Here is a 26,069-nt window from a genome sequence, read left to right as displayed (position 1 = left end):
TAAAACAGCTAAAATGTTTACTAAAATTCTTATTGCCAACCGTGGTGAAATCGCCTGTCGCGTAATTAAAACTGCTCGTAAAATGGGTATTTTAACCGTTGCCGTATATTCTGATGCTGATGCTGACTCGCTTCATGTCAACATGGCTGATGAAGCCATTTACCTTGGTCCATCGCCCTCTCGCGAAAGCTATTTATTATCAGAGAAAGTGATTGAAGCAGCAAAACGTACTGGCGCTCAAGCCATTCACCCTGGTTATGGTTTTCTCTCAGAAAATGCTGACTTTTGTCGTCGATGTAGCGATGAAAACATCGTTTTTATTGGTCCGCCCGTTGCGGCCATTGAAGCGATGGGGTCAAAGTCTGCCGCTAAAAACATTATGGAAAAAGCCAATGTTCCCTTAGTCCCTGGTTATCATGGTGATGATCAATCCGAAGCCATCATTAAAAAAGCGGCTGACGATATGGGCTATCCGGTATTGTTAAAAGCTACCGCCGGTGGTGGTGGTAAAGGCATGCGACAAGTGTGGAGCGAAGCTGAGTTTAGTGAAGGTTTTGCTGCCGCTAAACGTGAAGCAATGTCATCCTTTGGTGATGATAGAATGCTGGTTGAAAAGTATCTAACACAACCTCGCCATGTTGAAATTCAAGTATTTTGTGATAATCATCAACATGCCGTTTACTTATTTGAACGTGATTGTTCAGTGCAACGCCGTCATCAAAAAGTTATTGAAGAAGCGCCAGCCTTTAAAATGAGTGAAAAGCTACGTAAAGCGATGGGCGAATCTGCGATAAAATCTGCCCAGGCTATTGGTTATCAAGGCGCAGGCACGGTAGAATTTTTACTGGATGTTGACGGTTCATTCTACTTTATGGAAATGAACACTCGCTTACAAGTAGAGCACCCGGTGACTGAAATGATCAGTGGCCAAGATCTAGTCGAATGGCAATTAAGAGTTGCTGCTGGTGAAGTTTTACCAAAAACACAAGAACAGTTAGTCATTAATGGCCACTCTTTTGAAGCGCGAATTTACGCTGAAGACCCAAATAATGATTTTTTACCCGCAACGGGCACGCTAGATTTTTTACAACCGCCAGCAGAAAGCGCACATGTTCGTGTTGATACCGGTGTTCGTCAAGGTGATGAGGTGAGTGTATTTTACGATCCTATGATAGCCAAGCTAATTGTCTGGGATGAAAATCGTGAAAAAGCACTGCAACGCTTAACAAAAGCCTTGTCGGAATATCGTATTAAAGGTGTTACCACCAATATTGATTTTCTTTATAACTTAGCGACATCAAAACCGTTTATTAATGAAGAAATAGATACCAGCTTTATCGAGAAATACGACAGTGAAATATTTCATGATAACAAACAAGCGTTAGCCGACGAATTACCGATGGCAGCTTTGTATTTAGTGCTTTCACTGGCTGAACAAGCGAAACAAAAAGCAGCAACGACCAAAGATCCTTTTTCTCCTTGGAATAATACCTCGGCGTGGCGCTCTAACGAAGCGCATAATCACCGAGTAGTTCTTGCTCATAATGATATTGAATATCCAGTGACTGTTGAACAGAAACGTCAAGGTAATCGTAGTTACTATTTAATTTCAGTTGCAGGACGAACAGTTGATTGCCAAGGTCGAATTGCCGGTGACACACTCCATGTCAGTATTGATGGCTATCGCAGTCAAGCCACTATCGCCCACAACATTGACAGTTCAGGTGATCAAATTAGCTTATATCGTCAAAATGGCGTTTTTAACTTTATTCATATTAAACCTGATTGTGGTGACAACAATGCTGATGATAATCATGGCGGCCTATTAGCACCGATGAACGGTACTATGGTCAGCGTGTTAGTCAAAGCCGGCGATAGTGTGACTAAGGACCAACCCTTAATGATCATGGAAGCGATGAAAATGGAGCACACCATTCGAGCACCTGAAGACGGTACCATTGATACCTTATTCTACGCCGAAGGTGACATGGTTGATGGCGGCAGCGAATTACTTGCTTTTACGCCACAGGAATCATAATGAGCTCCCTTGCTAATAATACCTTACCTAAAAAAGTAAAAATCGTTGAGGTTGGCCCGCGTGATGGCCTACAAAATGAAAAACAACAAATCAGTGCCGAAGATAAAATTGCCTTAATTAATCTGCTCAGTGATGCCGGAGTCACTTACATTGAGAGTGGCAGCTTTGTTTCTCCGAAATGGGTGCCTCAAATGGCAACATCGACTGATGTTTTCAATGGAATAGCACGTAAAAAAGGGGTCACTTACGCTGCCCTCACGCCAAATATGAAAGGTTTTGAAGCGGCTGTAGCGGTTAATGCCAGCGAAGTTGCCATTTTTGGCGCGGCCTCTGAAGCGTTTAGTCAAAAAAACATTAACTGTTCAATTGCTGAAAGCCTTGAGCGATTTGAACCGATAATGGCTGCAGCCAAAAAATTAAACATTCCGGTACGAGGCTATGTTTCTTGTGTTGTCGGTTGTCCTTACGAGGGTGAAGTATCACCAGAAAAAGTGGCTGAAGTGGCTGAAAAACTTTACCAAATGGGCTGTTATGAAATATCGCTTGGCGATACGGTTGGTGTAGGCACACCTGTTAATGTACAGAAGATGTTACAAGCGGTTAGTGCCCGTGTACCTAAGGCTAAACTAGCGGTTCATTTTCATGATACCTATGGTCAGGCGTTAACTAACATTTACACCGCTTTACAAAATGGTATTGCCGTTATTGATAGTGCCATTGCTGGATCGGGTGGTTGCCCTTATGCTAAGGGCGCTTCAGGTAATGTTGCCACTGAAGATGTGGTTTATTTACTCAATGGTTTAGGTATTAATAGCGGTATTAATTTAGATAAATTAGTCCATGCCGGTTGGTTTATCAGTGATAAATTAGGTAAAACCCCGGCATCTAAAGTTTCTAATGCCTACCGTGCACAGTAATAAATATAATAATAAATGACGATGTATGATAAATACTCTATAGAAATAAATGTAATGAGGATTAAATAATGGCCGGATTTGACAAAGTAGTAGCAAGCTATGAAGAAGCGATGGCAGGACTTGAAGACGGCATGACCGTTATCTCGGGTGGCTTTGGTTTATGTGGTATCCCAGAAAATCTAATTAGTGAAATAAAGCGCAAAGGCACTAAAGCATTAACGATGGTTTCAAATAACTGTGGTGTCGATGATTTCGGTTTAGGTGTGTTACTGCAAGACCGTCAAATCAAAAAAATTGTTGCATCATATGTTGGTGAAAACGCTGAATTTGAACGTCAAATGATGAATGGTGAATTAGAAGTAGAACTCACACCACAAGGCACTTTAGCTGAAAAAATGCGAGCTGGTGGTGCTGGTATACCTGCTTTTTTTACGGCAACAGGTTATGGAACACCGGTAGCAGAAGGTAAAGAAGAGCGTGAAATAGACGGTAGAATGTATATCCTTGAGCCCGCAATTAAAGGTGACTTTGCAATTGTTAAAGCCTGGAAAGCCGACCGTTACGGTAATTTGGTTTTTAGAAAAACAGCACGTAACTTTAATCCTATGGCAGCAACGGCAGGCAAAATTACCGTCGTTGAAGTTGAAGAGATAGTTGAACCTGGCGAGCTAGACCCAGACCAAATCCATACACCAGGTATCTATGTTAATCGATTGATTTTAGGTACATTTGAAAAACGCATTGAACAACGAACTGTTCGTACTGCTCAGTCATAAATAATTCCGGAGACTAAACAATGGCTTTAACAAGAGAACAGCTAGCACAACGTGTAGCACAAGAATTACAAGACGGTTATTACGTTAACTTAGGTATAGGTATTCCAACGTTAGTTGCTAACTATATTCCTGCGGGAATAGAAGTGATGCTTCAATCTGAAAATGGTTTACTTGGCATGGGACAGTTTCCCACCGAAGACGAAATTGATGCAGATTTAATTAATGCCGGTAAACAAACGGTCACGATGGCAAAAGGTGCCTCTATCTTTGATAGTGCCGAGTCATTCGCAATGATACGTGGCGGACATGTCGACTTAACAGTACTAGGTGCCTTTGAGGTCGATGTAAACGGTAACATTGCTTCATATATGATCCCAGGCAAGCTGATTAAAGGTATGGGCGGTGCTATGGATTTAGTTGCGGGTGCTGACAATATTATTGTTACTATGACTCACGCTTCTAAACATGGTGTTTCAAAACTTTTATCTAACTGCACTTTACCGTTAACAGGTAAGGGTTGTATTAAAAGAGTACTCACTGATTTAGCCTTTATCGAAATTAAAGATGGCAAGTTTCATTTATTAGAGCGAGCACCAGGGGTCAGTATTGAGGAAATAATAAAACTCACTGAAGGTGAATTAATTGTTCCTGAGCATGTCCCTGAAATGAAATTTTAATAACCTAGCGGCATATTAATCATACGATTAAATAAAAAAAGAGCTTTAGCTCTTTTTTTTTACTCTATATTTTAACATTACATTAAAGTTCACTTAATGGTTTTGATAGTCACCATTCGATTAAGCACATGTTCTATTTGAAAAAAAATTGATAAAAGTGTTTTTTTTATTAAATTTCTTTACGCATGTCACTAGCGTATTACACATTTTTCTTGCATTTATTGGCTCAATTCGCAATACTAAAAGGGACAAAGAAAAGGCAAAACACGTGAAATCGTGTTACGCAAAACCACCGGTCTAAGGGATTTATGTTTTATATATAAATTCTATGACAGCGGAGTCACCTCGTTATACAAGGTACATCCCGTGGTTTTTTCCTTTACTAACTAAATTAATTACAAGGTTACTAAAATGAAAAAATTATTACTAGCTTCTACCATCACTATTTTAACATTAACGTCTGTTGTATCGGCGCCGAAAGCACAAGCTGCTGACATCGCTCAAAGCGTTTGCCAGTATGTAGCTGCAGACGACAAGAAACGCATGCGTTCGTTCTTAAAAACGAATAGATTAAAAATTCGCACTATCTTTCATGGTATTGAGTGTAATGGACAGAATCTGTTGGCGTTTGCATCGTCTAATGGTTCAGTTAAAACAGGTTCTTTGATGATTTCAAAGTTACCAAAGAAAGTTGTTTCTGAAAACTTAGCTATTTTGCAAACCGGATCGCAACCATTGATAGACGCAGCTAACGAACGCGTTAGCAGCTAAACTTATTTTTTAGTAGATGTTATTTGTTCAATCAAGTGTACTGTTTTACTAGATAATAATTCTATGTCATTTTAAAAAGCCTGCTTCTGCAGGCTTTTTTTTGCCTTAGTCATTTCAATCTATTTTTTGACTCGTTAAGCTAGCACCAGGTTAAAAAACTGATTACACTTAAGTTATACGAAGAAGACTGCGATATACATGTTGAATAAAAGAAGTTATAAAGACAGTAAGAATGCTTTAGTACTTACTGGCGGTGGCGCTCGAGCGGCTTATCAAGTAGGTGTGCTTTCTGCCATATCAAAATTTGTCCCTAGAAATCATGGCATCCCCTTTCCCATTATATGTGGCACCTCTGCTGGTGCTATAAATACCACAGCGCTAGCCTGTTATTCTTCATGCTTTCATTTGGGGGTAAAAAAATTAGAATGGGTTTGGAAGAATATTAATACCAGTCGAATATACCATAGTGATGGTATTCGGGTTTTCTCACATTTGGCGAAAGGTATGCTGGCAAGTTTCCAAGCAGATTATGCCAATAAAAGTGCGCGTAGTTTACTAAACAACGCGCCACTTCGTGACTTACTGAATATGGTGGTCGACTTTAAACGTATCGACACCAATATTTTACGTGGCTATTTATCTGCAGTTTCTATTACTGCATCAAGTTACAGTAATGGCGATTCAATTAGTTTTTATCAATCTGATGAGTCTATTTCTCCTTGGTTTCGCGCTAAACGTCGTGGTGAGCCTTGCCAAATTAATAGTGAGCACTTAATGGCTTCTGCCGCTATTCCCCTTGTGTTTCCTTCAATCAAAATTCGCCAAGAGCATTATGGTGATGGGTCTATACATCAACTTTCACCGTTAAGCCCTGCGATACACTTAGGTGGAGAAAATTTGTTTATTGTTGGTGTTGATCAACCTAAAGCACCACTTCATAGTAAAGTGAATAATCCTCATCCTCCGACAACCTCTACTGTTGCCGGTCATTTACTTGATACTATTTTCTCAGATACATTACACAGCGATATTGAACGTCTAGAACGAATTAATGAAACAATAAAACTTATACCACCAGAACTTAGAAAAGAAAAAGATGGTTTAAAACCGATATCATCATTTCTCCTTAATCCCAGTCATGACTTTAATGCCATGGCCGTAGAGTATTTTTCAGACCTACCACTATCGATACGTTTATTATTACGCAGCGTAGGTATCTCTAATGACTCTGAATCAAGTATTGTTAGTTATTTATTATTTGAAAAAAATTATTGTCGGCAGTTAATTAAACTGGGATTTGAAGATGCTATGGAGAAAGAGACTGCGATTAGAAAATTTTTATCTCTTGAATAACGACCCATTGCTAAAGTAATAAAGTAAACGCCTTGTTGAACAAAGCGTTTATTGGCTTAGTACACTGCGGACAACCAAGAAAAAAGTTCCCCCCTCTCTTGGATAAAATGTCCTGCTCGTTATACTCATCTAGACCTAACAACACTGCGGCAATCAAGAAAAAATCCCCCCTCTCTTGGATGAAATGTCCTGCTCGTTATACTCATCTAGACCTAACAACACTGCGGACAGTCAAAGGAAAAGCTAAACCCCCTTTTGAACAAAGCGCTCTGCTCGTTCTACTCGTCGAGGCTTTCCGCGTACAATCAGGGTATCCTGAGCTTGAAGAATAGTGGCTTCATCGGGTTGCTCTGATTCAATATTGTTACGGCGAAGCGCAACCACCGTGACCCGTTTTGCCGATAAATTCAGTGACGCTATAGAATGCCCATTAGCATAAGAGTTTTCCGTTAATATAATCCCATTAGCGAATTCAATGCGATCCATAGCATCAGGGCTCATGTCAGTATGCTCACCCTGAAAAAACCCATGCAAATGGCTGTAGTGGTCTTTACGTTCTTTTTGTACACGGCGAATAATACGAGAGAAAGGCACTCCGGTTAAAGATAACACTTGAGAGACCAGCATTAAGCTGCCCTCTAAACTCTCTGGTACCACTTGATTAGCACCCGCTTCTTGCAATGCTTGTAGTTGATCGTCATTTCGAGTGCGGACAAGGATAGGAACATCGGGTGATAATGATCTAACTTTTTGAATAACCTCAAGTGATTGTTTGTCCTCACCAAAAGCAATAACAACAAGCTTAGCTTTCGACAAGTGAGCTGCTTGTAATAATTCAGTTTGTCTTGATGAGCCAAAAAGCACATTTTCTCCTGCTTCACGCGCTTTTGTTGCCCTAAGTGGGTCAATATCGATAGCAACAAACTTAATCGACTCTTGCTTTAAAAAGCGACTCACCGTTTGGCCAATTCGACCAAAACCACAAATAATGACATGGTCACTTAACTCTGTTTGCTCGGGAAGTTCAGCTAAATGATCGGTATCTATGGGCTTTTCGTTACTCAACATCAACGACCAACGACGAGCATTGTTAATCATATAAGGTGTTATCGCCATACTCAATACACCTGCGCCTAACAAGATAGAAGCAGTTTCAACCGGTAACAATTTAACCTGATTGGCTAAAGCGATAAGCACAAAACCAAATTCACCCATCTGTGCCAACATAATACCTGCAGCCCAAGCATCTTTAGCCGCTTCTCCTGCGCGTTTTGCTAAGAAGGCGATAATGAGTATCTTAACCACCATAAAGCTGACCATAACGCCGATAATAACCAATGGTGAGGAATAAACGATGCCGATGTCGAGTTTCATACCGACCGTTACAAAAAATAAACCTAGCAAGATATCACGATAAGGCCGAATATCGGCTTCAAGCTGATACTTGTACTGGCTTTCACCTAACATCATACCTGCGAGAAAAGCCCCTAAAGCCATAGATAAGCCAAACCATTGCGTCAATGATGATGCGACTAAGGTAACTAATAAGGTTGTTAAAACAAATAATTCATCGGTTCTAACTTGCGCCACTAAATTAAATAAACGTGGTAGCAACCATTTTCCGGCAAACATTAACAAGGTAACGACAAAGACGCCTTTAACTAGAGCAATCAGTAGCTCAACAACCATTGAACTATCAGACTCTTGGGCAAACATCGGGATGATAATTAATAAGGGAACAACGGCTACATCCTGAAAAAGTAAGATAGCAACAGAGAGCTGCCCAGACTTTCTTTTCATTGCGCCCGTTTCACTCAATTGCCGAATAACGATGGCTGTTGAAGAAAGCGCTATAATACCACCAATAATCAAAGCACTAGCAAATGTCTGACCAAACAACAAAGCAATGCCCATAAAAAAAGCTAGCGAAATACCTACTTGAAGACTACCAACCGCTAAGACCAGATGGCGCATGGCGATTAATTTAGGTAATGAAAATTCTAAGCCTAGGGTAAAAAGTAAAAAGACGATACCTAACTCAGCAAAGTGATCGTAATCCACTTGGTCTTGAACCAAAGATAAACCATGATCACCAACCAGCATACCTGCCACTAAGTAGGCTAAAATTGCCGGTAAGTGTAAACGGCGAAATAACCAAACAATAAGTACAGCACTTGATAGAATAGCTAAGAGTTCAAAATGACCTGTCACAAAAAATCCTTATTTTATCATTCGCATCGGTATTAAATTTATAAAAATAGAGTGAGCACTACTGAGTCTAAAGCAATTATCGGTAGTTTGACAGCGGCAACTCCTTGCCATTAATGAATTGTCAAAAATTCGTCAAAGATTTTATTAATATAAACTCATTTAATATCAATACTATAAAAATAACCACTTTAAAATAAATTTAGGTATAAAAATTGCTTAATCATATCTGATAAAATAATCAGGTGATGATATGCAGACATTAAATTTAGTAGATAATCAGGCTTTTCAATATAACGCTTTTAAAGTGTTTGATAGTCCTGACCATGAAAAATCTAATAGAAAATTAGCGTTAATGGAACAACTCCAAACATCGCTAGAGCTTGATCGTTTACTCAATATTTTTGCAATGGAAGCAGCTAAGTATGTCGATTTTTCAGGTCTATATTTCAAGAAAGGTGATATGACCGCTTCGATTAGAGGGAGTAGACAAGGTAAAAATGAACGTAGTTTTGAATTAAAACTAAACCAAAAGTTTGTTGGTATTTTGACCTACGCCATTAATTCACCAATAAGCATTACTAATTATAAGATACTTAACGAGTTACACCAGTATTTAATTCACCCATTAAATAATGCTTTACAGTATCAGGAAGCTTTGCTGTTAGCGATGCAAGATGGATTAACCTCTTTAAATAACCGTCGATGTTTTGATGAGCAGTTAAAGCGTGCTATGCACCATGCAAACCGCCAAAATAGTAAAGTCGGTTTAATCGTCTGCGACCTCGATAAGTTTAAATTAATTAACGACAGTCATGGCCACAATTTAGGTGATGATGTCTTGATTCAGTTTTCTTTGGCGCTTAAAGAAAGTGTCCGAGATTCTGATAGTTTATTTCGATTTGGTGGTGATGAGTTTTCAATCATTGTTGAAAATGCCACGCTAGATTCTCTACTCGTTATTGAACAGCGGATATACAGCGCAATGACTCGTGATCCTTTATTATCAAAACATCAAGTCAGTTGTAGTTTAGGGCATACTTTTATGGACAGGATGGATACGCAAGCAAGTTTTTTTAAACGCGCCGACAAAGCGCTATATCAAAGAAAAATATTTAAAGACCGTAAGCTAAGTTTAGTCTAGTGAGATTAACTTAGCTTAATTTTTCGTCTTCTGCAAAATAGCGAAGCGCTAATTTTTGTTGCTCTGGCGTTCTGCCAATAAGCAGGCGGCAAAACCTTACCGCTTTGCCAAATTTGTCAATGCCGACAATTGATAGTGCTTTTTTAAAGTTTTCAGCCGACAAGTCATAGGTTTCAATAAAGTGCTCAATAGCAAGATCAACACTTGGGTAAGTTACCCCATCAAAAGTAAACTCGGTGCCAATATAATCAACATCGAGTTCGACGCCCTCAAGCGACAATAACCAGCCTTGATAATTTAAGCGTTGTTTGGCTATTTCATACATCATCCAAGCACTTTTTTGAAAGCCAACAAAATTTCCGCTTTCAAACTCACTATCGGCAAGCTCTTCTTTCGTCCAATTGATACCTATCGCTAAATCTTTTTGATAGGTTTGTGCTAAAAAGTGCTTAACATTATTGGCAACAGCCCAAATAGAATGCTGCTTTGCCTTTCTCGCTAAAGAAGTACATTCACGACAACTAGGTACAGATAATGGTGGATGAGAGCAATCAAAAACTAGAAAATATTGATGCGGAAAGCCAAATGTTAATTCAGATGGCTCGCCACAAAACCAGCACTGATGGCGTTGTTCAAAGGGTATATCAACTAAGGTGTGTGCCATAAGTACTGTTCAACAATAAATTATCTACGTTTGCCGGTAGGCGCTGGTTTGGCTTTTTTGGCCACTTTTGCACGTCGTTTAGCCGCAGGCGTACTGTCTGCCTTTTTACGGGCTATTAATTGGTTTTTCTCTTGTGTCGCTTTGTAACGGCTTTTCTTTAGAGGTTTATCTTCTTTTTCAGCATATTGTGCTGGTAAAGCACGTTCTAGTTCATAGCCAGGGACAATTGTTCGTTCAAAAGTTCGACCAATTAATGCTTCGATATTTTCTAAAAACTGTTCATCTTTAGGGCTAACTAGTGAAATTGCCGTACCAGACTTTCCTGCTCGGCCTGTACGGCCAATACGGTGCACATAATCTTCAGCAAGATAAGGCAAGTGAAAGTTAACAACGTAAGGTAAATCAGGAATATCTAATCCTCGAGCTGCAACATCGGTAGCAACAAGCACGCGAACTTTTCCTTCCGTAAATTGTTCAAGGGCTTTGTTTCTTGCGCCTTGTGTTTTATCACCATGACACAACGCCGACTTAATTCCGTCAAGCTTAAGTTCTTTAGCGAGTATATTTGCACTTTCTTTGGTACCTGCAAAAACAAGTACTTGCTGCCAATTATTAATACCAATCAATTCTGATAATAATTCACATTTACGTGTTTCTGATACCCAATAAACTGATTGTTTAACCTTGCCTGATGTTGAATTTTGGCGTGAAACTTCTAAGGTTTTTGGCGTATGCAAGACTTGTTTAGCTAACGTTTTCACTTTATTTGAAAATGTTGCTGAAAACATCAATGTTTGATGTTTTTGCTTAATAACACTGATTAATTGCTGAATGTCATTTAAAAAACCCATATCTAGCATACGGTCAGCTTCATCTAAAACAAGAAATTTAACTTGTGATAAATCTACATTTCTCGCCACTACATGCTCAAGTAGACGCCCAGGTGTAGCAACAAGTACATCAACACCTTGCTTTAACATTCTAGTTTGTGGTGGCATATTTACACCACCATAAACAGCACCGCAGCTTAATGGTAAAAATTCACTATAGCTTTCGATATTACGGGCAACTTGTTGAGTAAGCTCACGCGTTGGCGTTAAAATAAGTGCGCGAATGGTTTTTGATGAATTATTATCACTCGGAATTTTAGCTAAAGCCTCTAGTATTGGTAAACTAAAAGCGGCTGTTTTACCGGTACCTGTTTGCGCACTTGCCAGTAGATCAACCCCAGACCGAATAAGCGGTATAGCTTGCTGCTGAACAGGCGTCAACGTTTTATAACCACAGGCTTTAACTGCCTTTAATAGTTCAGCCGACAACCCTATTGCATCAACACTCATATATCACCACTTATCAAAAAAAAACGAAACCCAAAATTAAGGCGCGCATTCTAGCATAGTTTAAAGATTATTCATCAGACTATTTTTGCCAGATCCCTTTCGTCAAATTAAAACGATTATGCTCGCTTTCACTTGGCTTATAGCTCGGCAATTTTCCTTGGTTATGTTGCTTATGATAGTCTTGAGTAATACTCACCACAACTTTAGACAAGAGTAATAAAGCCGTGACATTAACTACCGTCATAAGCCCTGTAGATAAATCAGCTAAAGCAATAACTTGAGGTAAACTCGCTACTGAACCAAAAATCAACATCGCCAAAAATCCACAACGTAAAAACCAATGTCCAAGTGGATTATCCATATTTAAATACTTCAAATTATTTTCAGCATAAGCAAAGTTGGCAACAATTGAGGTGAAACCAAACAGTAATATAGCGATAGTAATAAAATCGCTACCCCATGCGCCCACTTGATAAGCTAACGCTTGCTGAGTTAATTGTATCCCTTGTGCATCGCTACCTGTTTCTTTGAATAATAAAATAAGAAAAGCGGTACAAGAACAAATAACAATAGTGTCAAAAAACACAGCAAGCATTTGTATATAACCTTGTGAAACAGGATGAGGAGGATAAGGTACTGCGGCGGCAGCGGCATTGGGTGAGCTCCCCATCCCCGCTTCATTAGAATAGAGTCCACGTTTTATGCCTTGGACTATTGCCGCACCAACTAAGCCGCTGCCCGCTTCTTTTAAACCAAAAGCAGAAGCAAATATATCGCTAATAATGGCAGGGATTTTTTCAATATTTAAAAAGATGACCGCTAGACAGACTAATAAATAAGCAAGCCCCATAAAAGGTACCGTTATTTCTGCAAAACGAGCGATGTTTTTCAAACCACCAAAAACAATAAAGGCCGTTGCTATAGTAATGACAATGCCGGTAAATAACGGGTTAATACCAAAAGAGCCGTCAAAAGCACTGGTAATTGAATGGGCTTGCACTGAGCTAAAAACAAAACCATATCCGAAAAATAAACACAGCGAAAAAGTCACCGCAAGTTTTCTACTTTTTAAGCCTTTGCTCATGTAATAAGCAGGACCACCACGAAAGTTTCCGTTGGCATCTTTTTCTTTGTAGAGTTGGCCTAATGCACTTTCAGCAAAGGCAGTTGCCATACCAACAAGAGCAATAAGCCACATCCAAAAAACAGCACCAGCGCCACCTAAGGTAATAGCGACAGCTACCCCCATTAAATTTCCGGTGCCGACACGGGCGGCAAGCGAAGTACATAATGCTTGAAAAGAAGAGATGCCTTGGCTGTCTGTTTTACGACTTAATTTAAGTAACGTAAACATGTGAGTAAAGTGAGTTATTTGCAGGCACTTTAATCGCCAAGTAAACCAAATACCACAACCGGTCAGTAAATAGATAAGCACACTGCCCCATAAATAACCATTGATCGTACCTATCCATTGTTCTATCAAAATATCTTTCTCACCTTTTTAGATTATTACTAATTATCATAACAAACAAAGTACTACCAGCGTTAGACCCTATTAGTGTTAAGAAAACAAATAGTGCTAAGCAAAAAAAACCAGTGAACGATCACTGGTTTTTATTACTCAATGTAAAGTTAATTACAGTGCTTTAAATATTTTTTCAACAGAGTCTTTAGCATCACCAAATAACATCTGAGTATTTTCTTTAAAGAATAATGGGTTTTGAACCCCAGCATAACCGGTACTCATTGAACGTTTAAAGACAATGACTTGTTTAGCATTCCATACTTCTAGCACTGGCATACCGGCAATAGGGCTGGTTGGATCTTCTGCAGCTGCAGGATTTACCGTGTCATTTGCCCCAATCACCAAAACAACATCGGTTGTAGGGAAGTCATCATTAATTTCATCCATACTAAAAACAATATCATATGGAACTTTTGCTTCCGCTAATAAAACATTCATATGTCCAGGCAAGCGCCCTGCAACCGGATGAATAGCAAAACGCACATCGATCCCTTTCGCTTTTAACGCTTGAGTCATTTCATAAACAGGATATTGAGCTTGCGCTACAGCCATACCATAACCTGGCGTAATAATAACGGATTTAGCTCCGCGCAACAGATCAGCAACAGCCTCGGCATTTATTTCAATGTGATCGCCATAATCAGTATCGTTATCAATAACAACATCGGTACCAAAACCTCCAGCAATAACACTAATAAAAGAACGATTCATCGCCTTACACATAATGTATGACAGTATTGCCCCTGATGACCCCACCAAAGCGCCGGTTACAATTAACAAATCGTTGTTAAGCATAAAACCTGCGGCTGCGGCTGCCCATCCAGAATATGAATTGAGCATAGAGACAACAACAGGCATATCAGCACCGCCAATTGAAGCGACTAAATGCCAACCAAAGACAAGTGCAATAAAGGTCATCATGTATAGTGGATTAATAGCGCCATCACTTTGAACAAAGCTAATAAGTAAAACTAAAGTAACAATACCTGCTACTAAATTTAACTTATGGCGATGTGGCAACATCAATGCTGAAGAGCTAATAACACCGCGTAATTTAGCAAAAGCGACAATTGAACCGGTAAAGGTTACCGCGCCAATAAAAACACCTAAGAATACTTCAACTAAATGAATGTTGGTCTCCATTTGTTGGGTGTCGGTTAGGTTAAACGCTAAAGAGTGGTCCATTTCAAAATAACTGTTAAAGCCAACAAGTACCGCCGCTAGGCCAACAAAACTATGTAAAATAGCGACCAACTCTGGCATCTGCGTCATTTCAACTTTTTTGGCTAAATGTAAACCAATAAAAGCGCCAACTGACATGGTAATAAATATCACTAAAACATTATCGACACGTGGGTCGGCAATGGTTGCGATTAAAGCAACGGCCATACCCGTGATGCCATACCAATTACCTGTTTCAGCCGTTTCTTGCTTACTTAACCCTGAAAGACTAAAAATAAATAATAATGCAGCAACAATATAAGCTGCGCTAATTAACCCTTGAGAAAATTCCATCAATGCGCCCCTTATCTTCTAAACATTTTTAACATACGTTTGGTCACTACAAAGCCACCAACAATATTTATTGTGGCAATGAGCACCGCAATCCCCGCAAGTATTTGTATCAATATATTGTCTTGCCCTATTTGTAACAAAGCGCCAACAATAATAATGCCCGAAATGGCATTAGTAACACTCATTAAAGGCGTATGCAGCGAATGACTGACATTCCACACCACGTTGTAACCAATAACACAAGAAAGCACAAAAACAGTGAAATGAGAGAGAAAATCCGCGGGAGCAACACTGGCCACCCAAGCAAACAATAACGCGCCTATTGCCATAAACAGATGCTTTTTAGTTTGTGATGCGGGTTCTTCTTTCACATCGACTGCTTTAATTTTTACTGGAGCAGGTTTAGTGGGTGCCGCACTGACTTGAATTGGTGGTGGCGGAAAGGTAATTTCATCATGATTAACGACGGTCATATTTCGAACCACTTGATCTTCAAAATCAACCGTAATGGTACCGTCTTTATTTGGACACACTAATTTAGTTAAATTAACCAAATTATTTGAATAGAGCTGTGATGCTTGATTGGGTAAACGAGAAACTAAATCTGTGTAACCAATAATTTTAACACCACCAACATTAGCAACTTTACCCGGAACGGTTAAGGCACAATTACCACCACCCGCGGCCGCTAAATCAACAATAATTGAACCGGGTTTCATTGAATGAACCATGGCTTCTGTAATTAACTTAGGCGCTGGTTTGCCCGGGATCATCGCTGTGGTAATAATAATATCAACATCTTTGGCTTGTTCTGCAAAGAGTGCCATTTCAGCATCAATGAATGCTTTACTCATTTCTTTTGCATAACCATCGCCTGATCCCGTATCTTCGGGTTCTTCGTAGTCAAGCTCAAGAAACTCTGCGCCCATACTTTCAATTTGTTCCTTTACTTCGGGGCGCGTATCAAAAGCGCGAACCACAGCGCCTAAACTTCCAGCGGTACCAATAGCAGCAAGACCTGCAACACCCGCACCAATGATCATTACTTTTGCAGGAGGCATTTTACCCGCAGCTGTAATTTGTCCTGTTAAGAAGCGTCCAAAAAGATGGGTTGCTTCAATAACAGCGCGATAGCCGGCAATATTTGCCATTGAACTTAGTGCATCCATTGACTGAGAGCGAGTCATACGTGGCACCATTTCCATGGCAAAGGTCGTAATTGATTTTTCGCGTAAGGCTTCGAGTAACTCTGGACTTTGCGCTGGTGCAATAAAACTGACTAAATGTGCGCCATCTTTCATTTGTGCAACTTCATCAAGTGAAGGTGCATTTACTTTAAAAATAATATCTGACTGCCAGCATATTTTTTTAGTGACTAATGAAGCTTCTGCGTCGGCAAACTCTTCATCAGTAAAACTGGCTTTTGTGCCAGCTCCTTTTTGTACTTGGACACTAAAGCCAAGCTTAAGTAGAGCAACTACCGAGCTTGGCGATGCTGCTACTCGGTTTTCCCCTGTTAGTGTTTCTTTAGGTATTCCAATATTCATAAGCCACCTTTTTTAAAAGGTCGCAACTTCAACGTAAATTAAGATAAAGCTGCAACATATTACTTTTCTTATGGGTTTTATAATTAATGTTTTACCATCAATTGAATGAATTTCATACACCTAAAAATAATAACGGCTATTTTCATAATAAATATAGTCAGCTCCCCCTGAACTAACTTTTTATCCGTCAAGGGGATGTTCGCAAAGGAGAATAAGGTAAAACTACGGAATAATTAATTTAACATCGCCAAATTTTGCTTAGCAACTTGCTCTTTTTCAACATACTGAAACCATTGTTTCGCTGTTTTAGCCGAACTTTTAATTTTTTTGGCTTGTTCAAAGGCAGATAAAGAGTCGCCAAATTTTTGCAGATTAAATTCCGCCATACCTTTGGCTAAATACATATTACCTAGGCTAACTTCTGAAGCTAAGTCACCACGACTTAGTGCTTCATTAGCTGAATTAATAGCAAGTTGCCATTTTTCTAAGTTTAAATAAGCTTGTGCTAAAGCAGCATCAAACTTACCTGTTTCAGAAATTTCTGCTGCTTTAATTAATACCGGAATTGATTTTTCATCATCTTTTGCCGCCATGTATGCATTAGCCAGCATCTCTAAATATTTTTCTTGGGCGATAACTTGACCACTGTCTATTGCTTCAGCGAGTAAGTTTGCCGCTTTAATTGGCACGTTATGAAAGCGATACAGCTGTACTAAGGTGATAATGTCAGTTGACTGAGTCACATAGCCCGCTTGCCAAGCGCCTTCCATCACCGCAAGCTGCTTATCTTCTTGGCCAATTTCACCATACATTGCTGAAAGCTGTAACCAATATTTAGGTTTATTGTAATAGCGAACCAGATTTTCTATCACAGCGGTTACTTCAATTGGCTGCTTTAATTCAAAGTAATTTGCACGTTGTAAAATCAACCAATTTTCTTTAGGAATTTCATTGGCCGCGATGCTTTGTTTAATAGCCTGTGAAACATAGTGCAGAGACTGCTGATATTGTTTATTTTGATAATAAACTTGCGCAAATAAGACTTGTTGAGTATCGGTAATAGCTTTGTCGTTAGTTGCTTGCCACAAAACTAAAAACTTTAAAGATTGTGGAAAGTTTTGCATTTGCATTGATAATTGCGCTAAAGAATAAAGTGTCGACAGCCTTAATGTTTCAGGGATCGCATTTTCATCGATAACTTTTTCAAAGCTATCAATGGCTGAAGCGACATCGTCATTACCGTAATACATAAAGCCATAAAAATTCCATAACATCGCACGTTCGTAACTGTTTAAACTATCAATGCGGTCTTGCACTTCATCAAGTACATCAAAGCCCTCTAAACCGTTCCCTTCATCAGCAAGTTTTTGTGCTCTTGCCAATTGGGTATAAACACGGTTACGCATCGCGGGTACTTTCACTGAGGTTTTTTCTTTACCCAACTGTGCTGATGATTGCGCATTTGCAATATTGCCACCCATATTTTGGTTAAATATTACCGGAGCGCTAAAGAGTAACGCGATTGAAAGGCACGATAGTGCTTTTCTTTTTAATGTTGTCATTTTAGTCATCACCGACTCCTTAGCCTTCTATTTGGAAAGAAATTTTATTCTGCACGCCAGCAACTTCCATAGCGACACCATCAACTACCCGTGGTTTGTACTTAAATTTTAATGCTGCCGCCATTGCCGCTTGATCAAAAATACCTTCAGGTTTAGCTTCAACAACTATAGCGTCCCGTACTGAACCATTTTTAGTGACAATAAATTCAACAATAACATACCCTTCAATGCCACGAGATTGAGCACGACGTGGGTAAATAGGTGAGACTTTCACTATGGGCAAATAGTCGCCATCACCGCCACTTAAACTTAAGCCCCCGGCTAAACTTAAATCAGTTTGAATATCAGCACCAAACCCGCTAGCAGTACTTAATGCATTGGGGTTAGCTTGTTGCATTTGTGGTTGCTGCATTTGCGGTGGTGGTGCTTTAGGCGCTGGTGGTTTTTGTGGTTTGCGTTCTTTTTTTGTCAGTTGCTGCTCTTTTTTCAATCTAATAAAGTCGAGTACATTACCGCGAGGCGCTTCAGTTAAAGCATTATTACCACCAGAAATAAGCGCTTGCATCCCCCATAAAAGAAAGAAAGTCATCACCACAGCAAGTAATAAACCTATGCTGTAACGGGCAGGAGTGTTCATCACGGTTGCCATGATTTATCCCTCTTGAGCAGCAATTGAAACATCAAAAACACCCGCTGAACGAGCAGCATCCATCACTTTAATTAACGTATCAGTTGTCGATGCTTTATCGGCTTGAATAACAACAGTACCCTGAGGGTTTTCTGCCTTTAAGCGTTCAATATTGGCTTGTACGGCTCGAATATCAATACGACGCTTATTGATCCAAATATCGCCTTTATCACTAATTGCAACTAAGATATTGGCTCGTTCCTTTTTAACGGCAGTAGCCGCTTCTGGTCGATTCACTTCAATACCCGCTTCTTTAACAAACGAGGCGGTAACAATAAAAAATATCAATAAAATGAAGACCACGTCTAACATAGGCGTCATGTTAATTTCTTCGGCTTCTTCTTGTTCTTGTAAAATATTTGATAGTTGAGAACGCATAGCGTTACTCCTTAATTAAACTGCTAATTATTGGTGAGCCATCGGAAGACTGTCTTCCATTTGCTCAGTTCTACGTTTCGTTTTACGCTGTAACCATGTCACCATAAATACACCAGACAAAGAGCCGACCATGCCAGCCATTGTTGGAATAGTCGCGCGCGAAACGCCTGAAGCCATTGACCGTGCATTACCACTGCCCGAAATTGCCATAACGTCAAACACTTCAATCATACCGGTTACCGTGCCCATCAAACCAAGCAGTGGACACAAGACAACTAAACATTGAATTAAGGTAACGTTAGTTTTAAGCATTTCAGTGGCTCTTGATATATGAGCAATTCTTATATGCTGGGCATTCCACGAATGTCGTTCCGGGCGTTTAAACCAACTTTTAATGATGTTTTCTTTCACCGTTTTATAACTGTGCAAGTAAAAAAACAATCGTTCAAAAATAAGTAACCACATTAAACAAATAACCGCGGCGATAACGCTTAACACTAGCCCCCCCGTATCCAAAAATTCTTGGATACGATTCATCATTTCGATGAAGAGGATCATGGTTTATGCTCCTTGCTTTGATGTCAGCGGTTTTTCAGAGCTTTCTGAGCGTTCAGCTAAAATCCCTGCACTTTGTTGTTGTAAAATATTAATAATACCGCGACTTCGGGTGTTGAGCAGTGTAGAAATAAAGACCATGGGAATAGCAACAACTAAGCCCAGTACCGTTGTTACTAATGCTTGAGAAATACCACCTGCCATTAGTTTAGGGTCACCTGTGCCAAATAAGGTAATCGCTTGAAAGGTATTGATCATCCCTGTAACTGTGCCTAACAAACCAATTAAAGGCGCAACTACTGAAATGATTTTGATGAAAGTGAGCCGAGTTGTTAATACAGGGACTTCTTTTAAAATACTTTCAGAGAGCTTTAACTCTAAGGTTTCAACGTTATCAAGGGGATTTTTATCTTGGACTAACATAACCCGACCCAGTGGATTGTCATTTGATGCTTGATCGCTCTTTAATTGACGATTGACTTTACTGCCAATGAAAAAGAGTGTGATAAAACGTTCAATCGCAATCAGTAAACCAATGAGACCAATCGCTAAAATAACATAACCAACCGCACCACCTTGTTCAACGCGTTCTTGTAAGTCAGGTGCTTGTACTAATAATCCTAAGATTGAACCACCTGTTGGGTCTAAAGCAAAAGGAACGACTTGATTAGTGCTTGAAGTGAGTGCATTAGCACTTGATAAATAACGACTCGATGGTTGTCTCATTAATTGTGCAACAGAAGCTGTTTCATCAATATATTCAAGATACTTTCCTTGTGAAACTAGATTAAAACCACCAACACGCACCACATCTGCTTGGCTTTTCTCACCGTTTGCTAACACAATTTCTCGGCTAAACTTATGCACTTTTCCACTTTGTGTCATTTCACGTTGTAATTCAAACCACAAACGTTCAATTTCTTCAATAGAGGCTAATTTTGATGAGGAGCCCATACTTTGCGCAAACTCATCAAGAAACTGACCTCGACCAGGAATTTGTGCTGAAATAACAGAAGTTTGAAATTTACTGCGCGTATCGCCAGCGACTTGTTGTAATACACCAAACAATTCTTTTAATTCACCCATGCGCTTGTTGAGCGCATCGGTATTATTACCTAAGGTTACATCGTTATCTTGAAAGTTTTTTTCAAGTTGTGTACTTAAGTTAATCGCTTGATCTCGCTGCTGTCTTGCTTGGTTTAATAATTGGGTTTGTTGGCTTTTTTTCGCATTGAACTCTGCTTCTCTATCTTGATTTTGCTTACTTTGTGCAATTTTTCCTTGCGCTAATTGTGACAGTAAGTCATCTAAACTCGTTGCTTGTTGCGCGATGGCATTGCCACTGAATACTGAAACAGCTGACAAAGTTATTGCCGATATTAATAGAAGTAATTTTTTCATGGGTTATTCCTTATTCGGCCGAGTTTTGCGTTACGGGGACAATAATTAAATCGGGGGCAAGTTGTTTACGAGCAATGCGTAAACCTTTATTAATATCTAAACGATATTGCGCTGAAAGAGGCTGCCATGATTTAGAAGCGTTATCCCACAAACCTAATTTTTGACCATCACGTGTTTGATACACTAGACTTACGCGGCCAATTCTGAGGAAGTCAACATTTTGATCACTACCGTCAATATCAATTAAGCCAGAATACGCCTCTATTGTTCGCCCATAATCAACTTCAATTTGATAAGCGGCGAGTACTCGGCGAAACTTTTCAGAAATAGCAACATCAGCGCGTTCCATCATACTGTGTAAATCAGCAATACGTTTATTACGCTCGGTTGTTAAAAACTGCACATCCAAGGTAATAAAGTTTGCTAAGGTTTCAATCATACGCGCCATTAACGGTGAAACTTGTCGTTCTATAATACTCACTTGTTCCATTGACACGGCTATTTGGTCAAGCTCTTTCAATTGGTTCGCCACTTGGGTTTTCATTTGCTGGTTATAAACAGTTAAGCCATCAATTTCCTTGTTAATGGTTTTAAACTGTTGTGACTTCGTTTGTATTTGCTCGTTAATAGCATTAACGCGCTGTTGAGACTGACTGGCCGATTGGTTGATTTCTTTACCAGCATCAACGACTTGGCTGAGCTGTTTATCATTATCCGCTAGTGTGGGTGTTGCATCGCTAATTAAGCTAGTTGTGCTTAAGCTCAGTAATAAACAAGCTTGTGCAATTTTCGAAAGAGTCATAAAAACCTTTTGCCTTTGTTTGAGCTAATCAGATCTTATTTGATTACCCCTAAAATTAATGTCGATAATATTAATGGCTAAATATGACAATTAAGTTTCAGGAATATTGCCGATTTATTAAATGACAAGGTTGTGACATTTTTCTTACTGTGGAAATTAAGATTGATATTAATAATTTATCTGGGGGATTGTGGAGGATTCATTAAAATTAAAATCGTGTCAATAAATCAGAATTTTATCATTGCACACGATGCTTAATTTAATGACTACTTCAAGATAATAGCTGGCGTTGGTACTTGTCATTTAAACGACAACCTTGCGTAAGCAAAAGACGGTTAAGTAGGCAAGCGTACGGTTATTATTACCTCAACTGGAGCCATTAACTCTTGTAGTTTTAATGTTGATTCGATTCAGGTTTTGCATCGCAATTTTGTCGTACTTCAACCTTGATACTAAGTAATTGTTACTTTAAAAATTACTCTACATTATCTTTAGCATCGACAATAGCTTGAATAAGATAGTTTGGCTGATTCGTTCCTAACCTAATAAATGAACCTCCCTTTAGTTCAATTTCTATACCTAAAAGCCCCGAAACATTATAAATCCAACCAGTTCCAAATGAGTGTATACCGAATCCCATCCATATTGGATTTTTCACATTATTGCAGTTCGCAATCTCTTCCAGTGCTATTTGTTTTTTAAATACTCCCGGACCAAAATACCAACTGACTTCACTTTCATTAACTTCAATTGTCATAGAGCTAAATATAATAGCAACTATAGTTAGCACACCGAAAATAATCCCTAGAGCTTCCGATGGTAAAAATTTATACCCATCATTTATTCCTAGTATTGCAGCCGCTAAAATAAATATAGCGGTGAATGTAACAATTCCCCATTGCTTGTGCTTATATGCTTGGTAACACCCATCACGCCAGACAAGAGTAGCGGCATCTACTTCAAAAACAGATGCTAGTGACATGATTGTTTCGGATGAACAACTTCCGCGAGACTCCAACCTTTGAATAGTCCTTAAGCCAAGCCCACTTACTTTTGATAAATGCTCTTGCGACCAGAGTCTTTCCGTTCTGTATTTTCTAATAAGTGATGATTTTACTTTCATATCCATAATTCATAACCTCAGTTAAATAGAGGAATGAAACTACCCTAATATTATCAATTTCTGTTACGCCACTTCACCGCCAATACCCCGCCTACTTCACTATCTAACTGATAATTAGTAATAATCGAAATATTACGGGGTGCATCTGACATAACGCTCTGTTTAGCCGATAAAAAGGCTTGGCTATAATTGCCAAGCGATGGCCAACTGTTATTTTCTTTTAAGCAACTTTATATGCAGCCATCTCGGTATTAAACACGATAGAGGAAAGCTCGTTATTTAATTTTATGAAGTCTAAACCTTCCTGCTACCAATAAACTACTGACATTATCAGCTTCATCCCGATGGAATACAAACGAGTTCATTTCAGATTCAACATTAATAAATGTAATCTTATTGGAAGGTATTAAGTGTGAAAACAGCGCTTCATGTTTTGCTTTAACTTTAAGCAGCCCATCAATAATCTTGACCTCCACAATGAAGCCATCAGTTATCAGTTTTACTCTCCTATAAAGCCCTTGAGATTGTTCATAAATAAAGTTAACGGTTCTATGCTCTTTCGTGAGTGAAAGCCCATTTTATAATATTTGGAGATAGCGCTCATAATTTTTTGATTAATTTGCCGCGCATTATCACCATTACTCATTACTACCATCCCTTCGCCTCTATTCACGAAGGCTTTAAATTCATTAGTAAAACCAAGGTTTTTTCCAGAATGAGAAAAAACAAGTTGATTGTTAACTTCACTCATCGCCGGCCCTAGCCCCCAATTTCCTTGATGCTTACTGAACATAGCTGTTACTGTCGATTTATTTACTATTCCGTCATTCTTTCCTGCCATTATTGCTTGCATATGAATAGCATAAATCGCTAGATCTGACGGGGTAGTCCATAATCCCGCTGCGGCCTTCTCTGCGTAGTCATTGTATATTGCTGGATACATTTCACCATTAGAGTCATAAGCTGCACTGGTATGTTGTTTTAATTTTTTGGGTAACACATGTTGAAAGGTACTATTGAACATGCCCATAGGTTTAAGAATTTGATTGTCAGCATATTCAGAAAATGGCATTCCTGTGACATCTTCTACTATTTTTTGCATTATAGTATAGCCACCACCTGAATACCGCCATTTACTTCCCGGCGCTTCATTGACCTCAACTTTATCGGTATTTCCTTTACCACTTAGCACATCAGTTGTACTTGGTATTTCACTACCTGTTGCATATCCGGGAAAGCCGTGAACACTAATACCGCCAGTGTGGGTAAGAAGGTGACGTAAAGTAACAGGATTTTCTTTAGTTAATAAGTCTCCCTTAACCTTCCAGCCTTTTAGATATTGATTAACATCAACATCAAGATCTAACTCTCCTTCTTTAACCAATTTTAGCGCAGCAAGGGCTGCAACGGGTTTACTAATTGAACCCGCTTGAAATAAAGTATTAGAGTCTACTTTCCTTGTGCCATTAGCAATACCGTAACCTTTTGACCAATCAATTTTTCCTTTATGAATTACCGCAATACTAAGGCCAGGTACATTTAACTGCTTCATAAGATTTACGATTGAATCACTCGAGTCGGTTTTGCCGTTAATCTTTATATTACTTTTTAAATTATTCTCAATGATCTCAATGGATTCACTGCTCGCATAAACTGCACTTGTAAATATTAATAGAGTGAGTGAAATAAGCGAAGAAAAGATAAAATCGGTGGTTTTAGTTTTATATTTCAATGATAGTTCCTTTATTAAATAATATTATGTATTGTAAAAACAATTCCATTTTAGCTACTCTGAATGAAGGTTTTTTTCAACTCATTCATCCGACTAGTTTCCCCGCGAGCCTCATGCCGAGAACAACCAAGTAAAACAATAAAAAATTAATTATCAATACGATAAACATCAGGTAATAAACATAGACTTCGTCATATTACTTAGGCTTAAACCTGCATATAACGCTTTGCTAAGCGGCTAAAAATGGCTGGCTATAATACCGAAGTACGAGCATAGCCAGCTGCTTGTGTCCGTTTAAGCAGCTGGCTATATTTTATTTTACACTTATCTCATTTATTTTTAGGATTTTTTTAAAAGCTGAACTAATAGCTTAAAAATATTGATGTTTTAAATAATCTTTAGCAATGTAGGCGTGACCATCGTAACCATACTTGATAATCAAATTGCTAGGTATCCCTTGCCTACCTTCGGTAAAGTACACTTCGGTAATCTCTGAAAATTTAAGATCGATGACTTTTAAAGAATCACCCAACTCAGTAAAAATCATAGATTTAACATTAATAGTAATTACACGTTTATGACCATGTAATCTAAAATATGTTTTAATACCGCAATCAAGCCACCCATAATAACTTGTTTGTTTTTTCAACAATAAACTACACTTAATTTACCCTCTTATAAGTGTGGTGATTGTTATGCCCAAGCCTCGTTCACAACAAATTAGTTTATCTGATACGCCGTATTATCATATTTGCAGTCAAACCGTTCGAAAAGCCTTTTTATGTGGTATTGATTACCGCAATCAAGCCACCCATAATAACTTGTTTATTTTTTCAACAATAAACTACACTTAATTCACCTCTTATAAGTGTGGTGATTGTTATGCCTAAGCCTCGTTCACAACAAATTAGTTTATCTGATACGCCGTATTATCATATTTGCAGTCAAACCGTTCGCAAAGCTTTTTTATGTGGTGTTGATAAAGAAACCGGTGTCAGTTATGAGCACAGGCGTCATTGGATTGAACAGCGCATTTTTACATTATCTCAGGTGTTTGCTATTGATATTTGTGCTCACGCTGTCATGAATAATCACTTACATTTAGTCCTTCATGTTGATAGTGAAAAAGCTAACAACTGGACGACGCTCGAGGTACTGTCCCGTTGGCATAAGTTGTTCAAAGGCACCCTATTAACCCGTCAATATCAGCAAGAGCAATCATTAACTACATTCGAAATGGAAATGGTTGAAGAAACAGCACAGGTCTATAAACAGCGCTTAATCGATATCAGTTGGTTTATGCGGGCATTAAACGAGCCTATTGCTCGACAAGCCAATAAAGAAGATAAATGC

General features: G+C 38.9%; 23 protein-coding genes, 1 pseudogene and 1 riboswitch. Of the genes and pseudogenes, 9 read left to right on the top strand and 15 right to left on the bottom strand.

Annotated elements, in window-relative coordinates; genetic code table 11:
- The first annotated feature begins 13 nt into the window (after positions 1-13).
- The 6 genes from H4J76_RS18240 to H4J76_RS18215 all read left to right on the top strand — a co-directional run bounded on the left by H4J76_RS18240 (position 14) and on the right by H4J76_RS18215 (position 6,532).
- Positions 14-2,038: an acetyl/propionyl/methylcrotonyl-CoA carboxylase subunit alpha gene (locus H4J76_RS18240; RefSeq protein ID WP_070377225.1), complete on the top strand. Its 2,025-nt coding sequence runs from the start codon at positions 14-16 to the stop codon at positions 2,036-2,038.
- A complete protein-coding gene (locus H4J76_RS18235) occupies positions 2,038-2,955 on the top strand; it encodes a hydroxymethylglutaryl-CoA lyase (RefSeq protein WP_182217445.1) in 918 nt (305 codons plus the stop codon). The genes H4J76_RS18240 and H4J76_RS18235 overlap by 1 nt, the downstream gene beginning before the upstream one ends.
- A 68-nt stretch (positions 2,956-3,023) precedes the next feature.
- Positions 3,024-3,731, top strand: coding sequence for a CoA transferase subunit A (locus tag H4J76_RS18230; RefSeq protein ID WP_182217443.1), 708 nt, complete (start codon positions 3,024-3,026; stop codon positions 3,729-3,731).
- A gap of 20 nt (positions 3,732-3,751) precedes the next feature.
- Complete coding sequence (locus tag H4J76_RS18225) at positions 3,752-4,408, top strand: 3-oxoacid CoA-transferase subunit B (protein ID WP_182217441.1); 657 nt, start codon at positions 3,752-3,754, stop codon at positions 4,406-4,408.
- Positions 4,409-4,656: 248 nt separating this feature from the next.
- Positions 4,657-4,756: riboswitch (cyclic di-GMP riboswitch) on the top strand.
- A 63-nt stretch (positions 4,757-4,819) separates the two neighbouring features.
- On the top strand, positions 4,820-5,179 hold the full coding sequence (locus tag H4J76_RS18220) for a DUF3718 domain-containing protein (RefSeq protein WP_070376350.1): 360 nt from the start codon (positions 4,820-4,822) through the stop codon (positions 5,177-5,179).
- A gap of 198 nt (positions 5,180-5,377) precedes the next feature.
- Complete coding sequence (locus H4J76_RS18215) at positions 5,378-6,532, top strand: patatin-like phospholipase family protein (protein WP_182231062.1); 1,155 nt, start codon at positions 5,378-5,380, stop codon at positions 6,530-6,532.
- A gap of 243 nt (positions 6,533-6,775) precedes the next feature.
- On the opposite strand, the gene H4J76_RS18210 is transcribed toward H4J76_RS18215, so the two are convergent.
- The gene (locus tag H4J76_RS18210; protein ID WP_182217437.1) at positions 6,776-8,743 is read right to left on the bottom strand and encodes a monovalent cation:proton antiporter family protein; all 1,968 of its coding nucleotides are present in this window, start codon (positions 8,741-8,743) and stop codon (positions 6,776-6,778) included.
- Positions 8,744-8,993: 250 nt separating this feature from the next.
- Between H4J76_RS18210 and H4J76_RS18205 the strand changes: the two genes are divergently transcribed.
- Positions 8,994-9,884 (top strand): GGDEF domain-containing protein, encoded by an 891-nt coding sequence (locus H4J76_RS18205; protein WP_182217435.1) that lies wholly within the window; start codon positions 8,994-8,996, stop codon positions 9,882-9,884.
- A 10-nt stretch (positions 9,885-9,894) separates the two neighbouring features.
- Here H4J76_RS18205 and H4J76_RS18200 read toward each other — a convergent pair whose 3' ends face one another.
- The 14 genes from H4J76_RS18200 to H4J76_RS18135 form a co-directional block, all read right to left on the bottom strand.
- The gene (locus H4J76_RS18200; RefSeq protein WP_070376346.1) at positions 9,895-10,548 is read right to left on the bottom strand and encodes a hypothetical protein; all 654 of its coding nucleotides are present in this window, start codon (positions 10,546-10,548) and stop codon (positions 9,895-9,897) included.
- A 20-nt stretch (positions 10,549-10,568) separates the two neighbouring features.
- Complete coding sequence (locus tag H4J76_RS18195) at positions 10,569-11,888, bottom strand: DEAD/DEAH box helicase (RefSeq protein ID WP_182217431.1); 1,320 nt, start codon at positions 11,886-11,888, stop codon at positions 10,569-10,571.
- A 79-nt stretch (positions 11,889-11,967) separates the two neighbouring features.
- Positions 11,968-13,371, bottom strand: coding sequence for a sodium:alanine symporter family protein (locus H4J76_RS18190; protein ID WP_220466057.1), 1,404 nt, complete (start codon positions 13,369-13,371; stop codon positions 11,968-11,970).
- Between the two features lie 153 nt (positions 13,372-13,524).
- The gene (pntB, locus tag H4J76_RS18185; protein ID WP_182217430.1) at positions 13,525-14,928 is read right to left on the bottom strand and encodes a Re/Si-specific NAD(P)(+) transhydrogenase subunit beta; all 1,404 of its coding nucleotides are present in this window, start codon (positions 14,926-14,928) and stop codon (positions 13,525-13,527) included.
- 11 nt (positions 14,929-14,939) lie between these two features.
- Positions 14,940-16,475, bottom strand: a complete 1,536-nt coding sequence (locus H4J76_RS18180; protein WP_182217428.1) for a Re/Si-specific NAD(P)(+) transhydrogenase subunit alpha — start codon at positions 16,473-16,475, stop codon at positions 14,940-14,942.
- Positions 16,476-16,708: 233 nt separating this feature from the next.
- Positions 16,709-18,046: a lipopolysaccharide assembly protein LapB gene (locus H4J76_RS18175; RefSeq protein WP_182231061.1), complete on the bottom strand. Its 1,338-nt coding sequence runs from the start codon at positions 18,044-18,046 to the stop codon at positions 16,709-16,711.
- Positions 18,047-18,056: 10 nt separating this feature from the next.
- The gene (locus H4J76_RS18170) at positions 18,057-18,686 is read right to left on the bottom strand and encodes an energy transducer TonB (protein ID WP_231907376.1); all 630 of its coding nucleotides are present in this window, start codon (positions 18,684-18,686) and stop codon (positions 18,057-18,059) included.
- Positions 18,687-18,689: 3 nt separating this feature from the next.
- Positions 18,690-19,103, bottom strand: coding sequence for a biopolymer transporter ExbD (locus H4J76_RS18165; protein WP_070376341.1), 414 nt, complete (start codon positions 19,101-19,103; stop codon positions 18,690-18,692).
- A gap of 27 nt (positions 19,104-19,130) precedes the next feature.
- Positions 19,131-19,661 carry a MotA/TolQ/ExbB proton channel family protein gene (locus H4J76_RS18160; RefSeq protein ID WP_070376340.1) on the bottom strand — a complete coding sequence of 177 codons (531 nt, stop codon included), beginning with the start codon at positions 19,659-19,661 and terminating at the stop codon, positions 19,131-19,133.
- Positions 19,662-19,664: 3 nt separating this feature from the next.
- Positions 19,665-21,059: a MotA/TolQ/ExbB proton channel family protein gene (locus tag H4J76_RS18155; protein WP_182217424.1), complete on the bottom strand. Its 1,395-nt coding sequence runs from the start codon at positions 21,057-21,059 to the stop codon at positions 19,665-19,667.
- Between the two features lie 10 nt (positions 21,060-21,069).
- Positions 21,070-21,861, bottom strand: coding sequence for a DUF3450 domain-containing protein (locus H4J76_RS18150; RefSeq protein WP_182231060.1), 792 nt, complete (start codon positions 21,859-21,861; stop codon positions 21,070-21,072).
- Positions 21,862-22,336: 475 nt separating this feature from the next.
- Entirely contained in the window at positions 22,337-22,990 is a 654-nt protein-coding gene (locus tag H4J76_RS18145; protein ID WP_182217420.1) for a helix-turn-helix domain-containing protein, read from the bottom strand.
- 493 nt (positions 22,991-23,483) lie between these two features.
- Positions 23,484-24,716, bottom strand: coding sequence for a serine hydrolase (locus H4J76_RS18140; RefSeq protein WP_182231059.1), 1,233 nt, complete (start codon positions 24,714-24,716; stop codon positions 23,484-23,486).
- Between the two features lie 370 nt (positions 24,717-25,086).
- Complete coding sequence (locus tag H4J76_RS18135) at positions 25,087-25,368, bottom strand: hypothetical protein (RefSeq protein WP_182217417.1); 282 nt, start codon at positions 25,366-25,368, stop codon at positions 25,087-25,089.
- Between the two features lie 43 nt (positions 25,369-25,411).
- On the opposite strand from H4J76_RS18135, the gene H4J76_RS18130 reads away from it, so the two are divergent.
- Together H4J76_RS18130 and H4J76_RS18125 are read left to right on the top strand one after the other, a co-directional pair.
- Entirely contained in the window at positions 25,412-25,570 is a 159-nt protein-coding gene (locus H4J76_RS18130; RefSeq protein ID WP_182231065.1) for a hypothetical protein, read from the top strand.
- 28 nt (positions 25,571-25,598) lie between these two features.
- A pseudogene (locus H4J76_RS18125) lies at positions 25,599-26,069 on the top strand (transposase); the annotation flags it as partial.

This window comes from Colwellia sp. BRX9-1, from assembly GCF_014077195.1.
GTDB lineage: Bacteria > Pseudomonadota > Gammaproteobacteria > Enterobacterales > Alteromonadaceae > Colwellia_A.
This window is presented reverse-complemented; position numbering and strand designations above follow the sequence as displayed.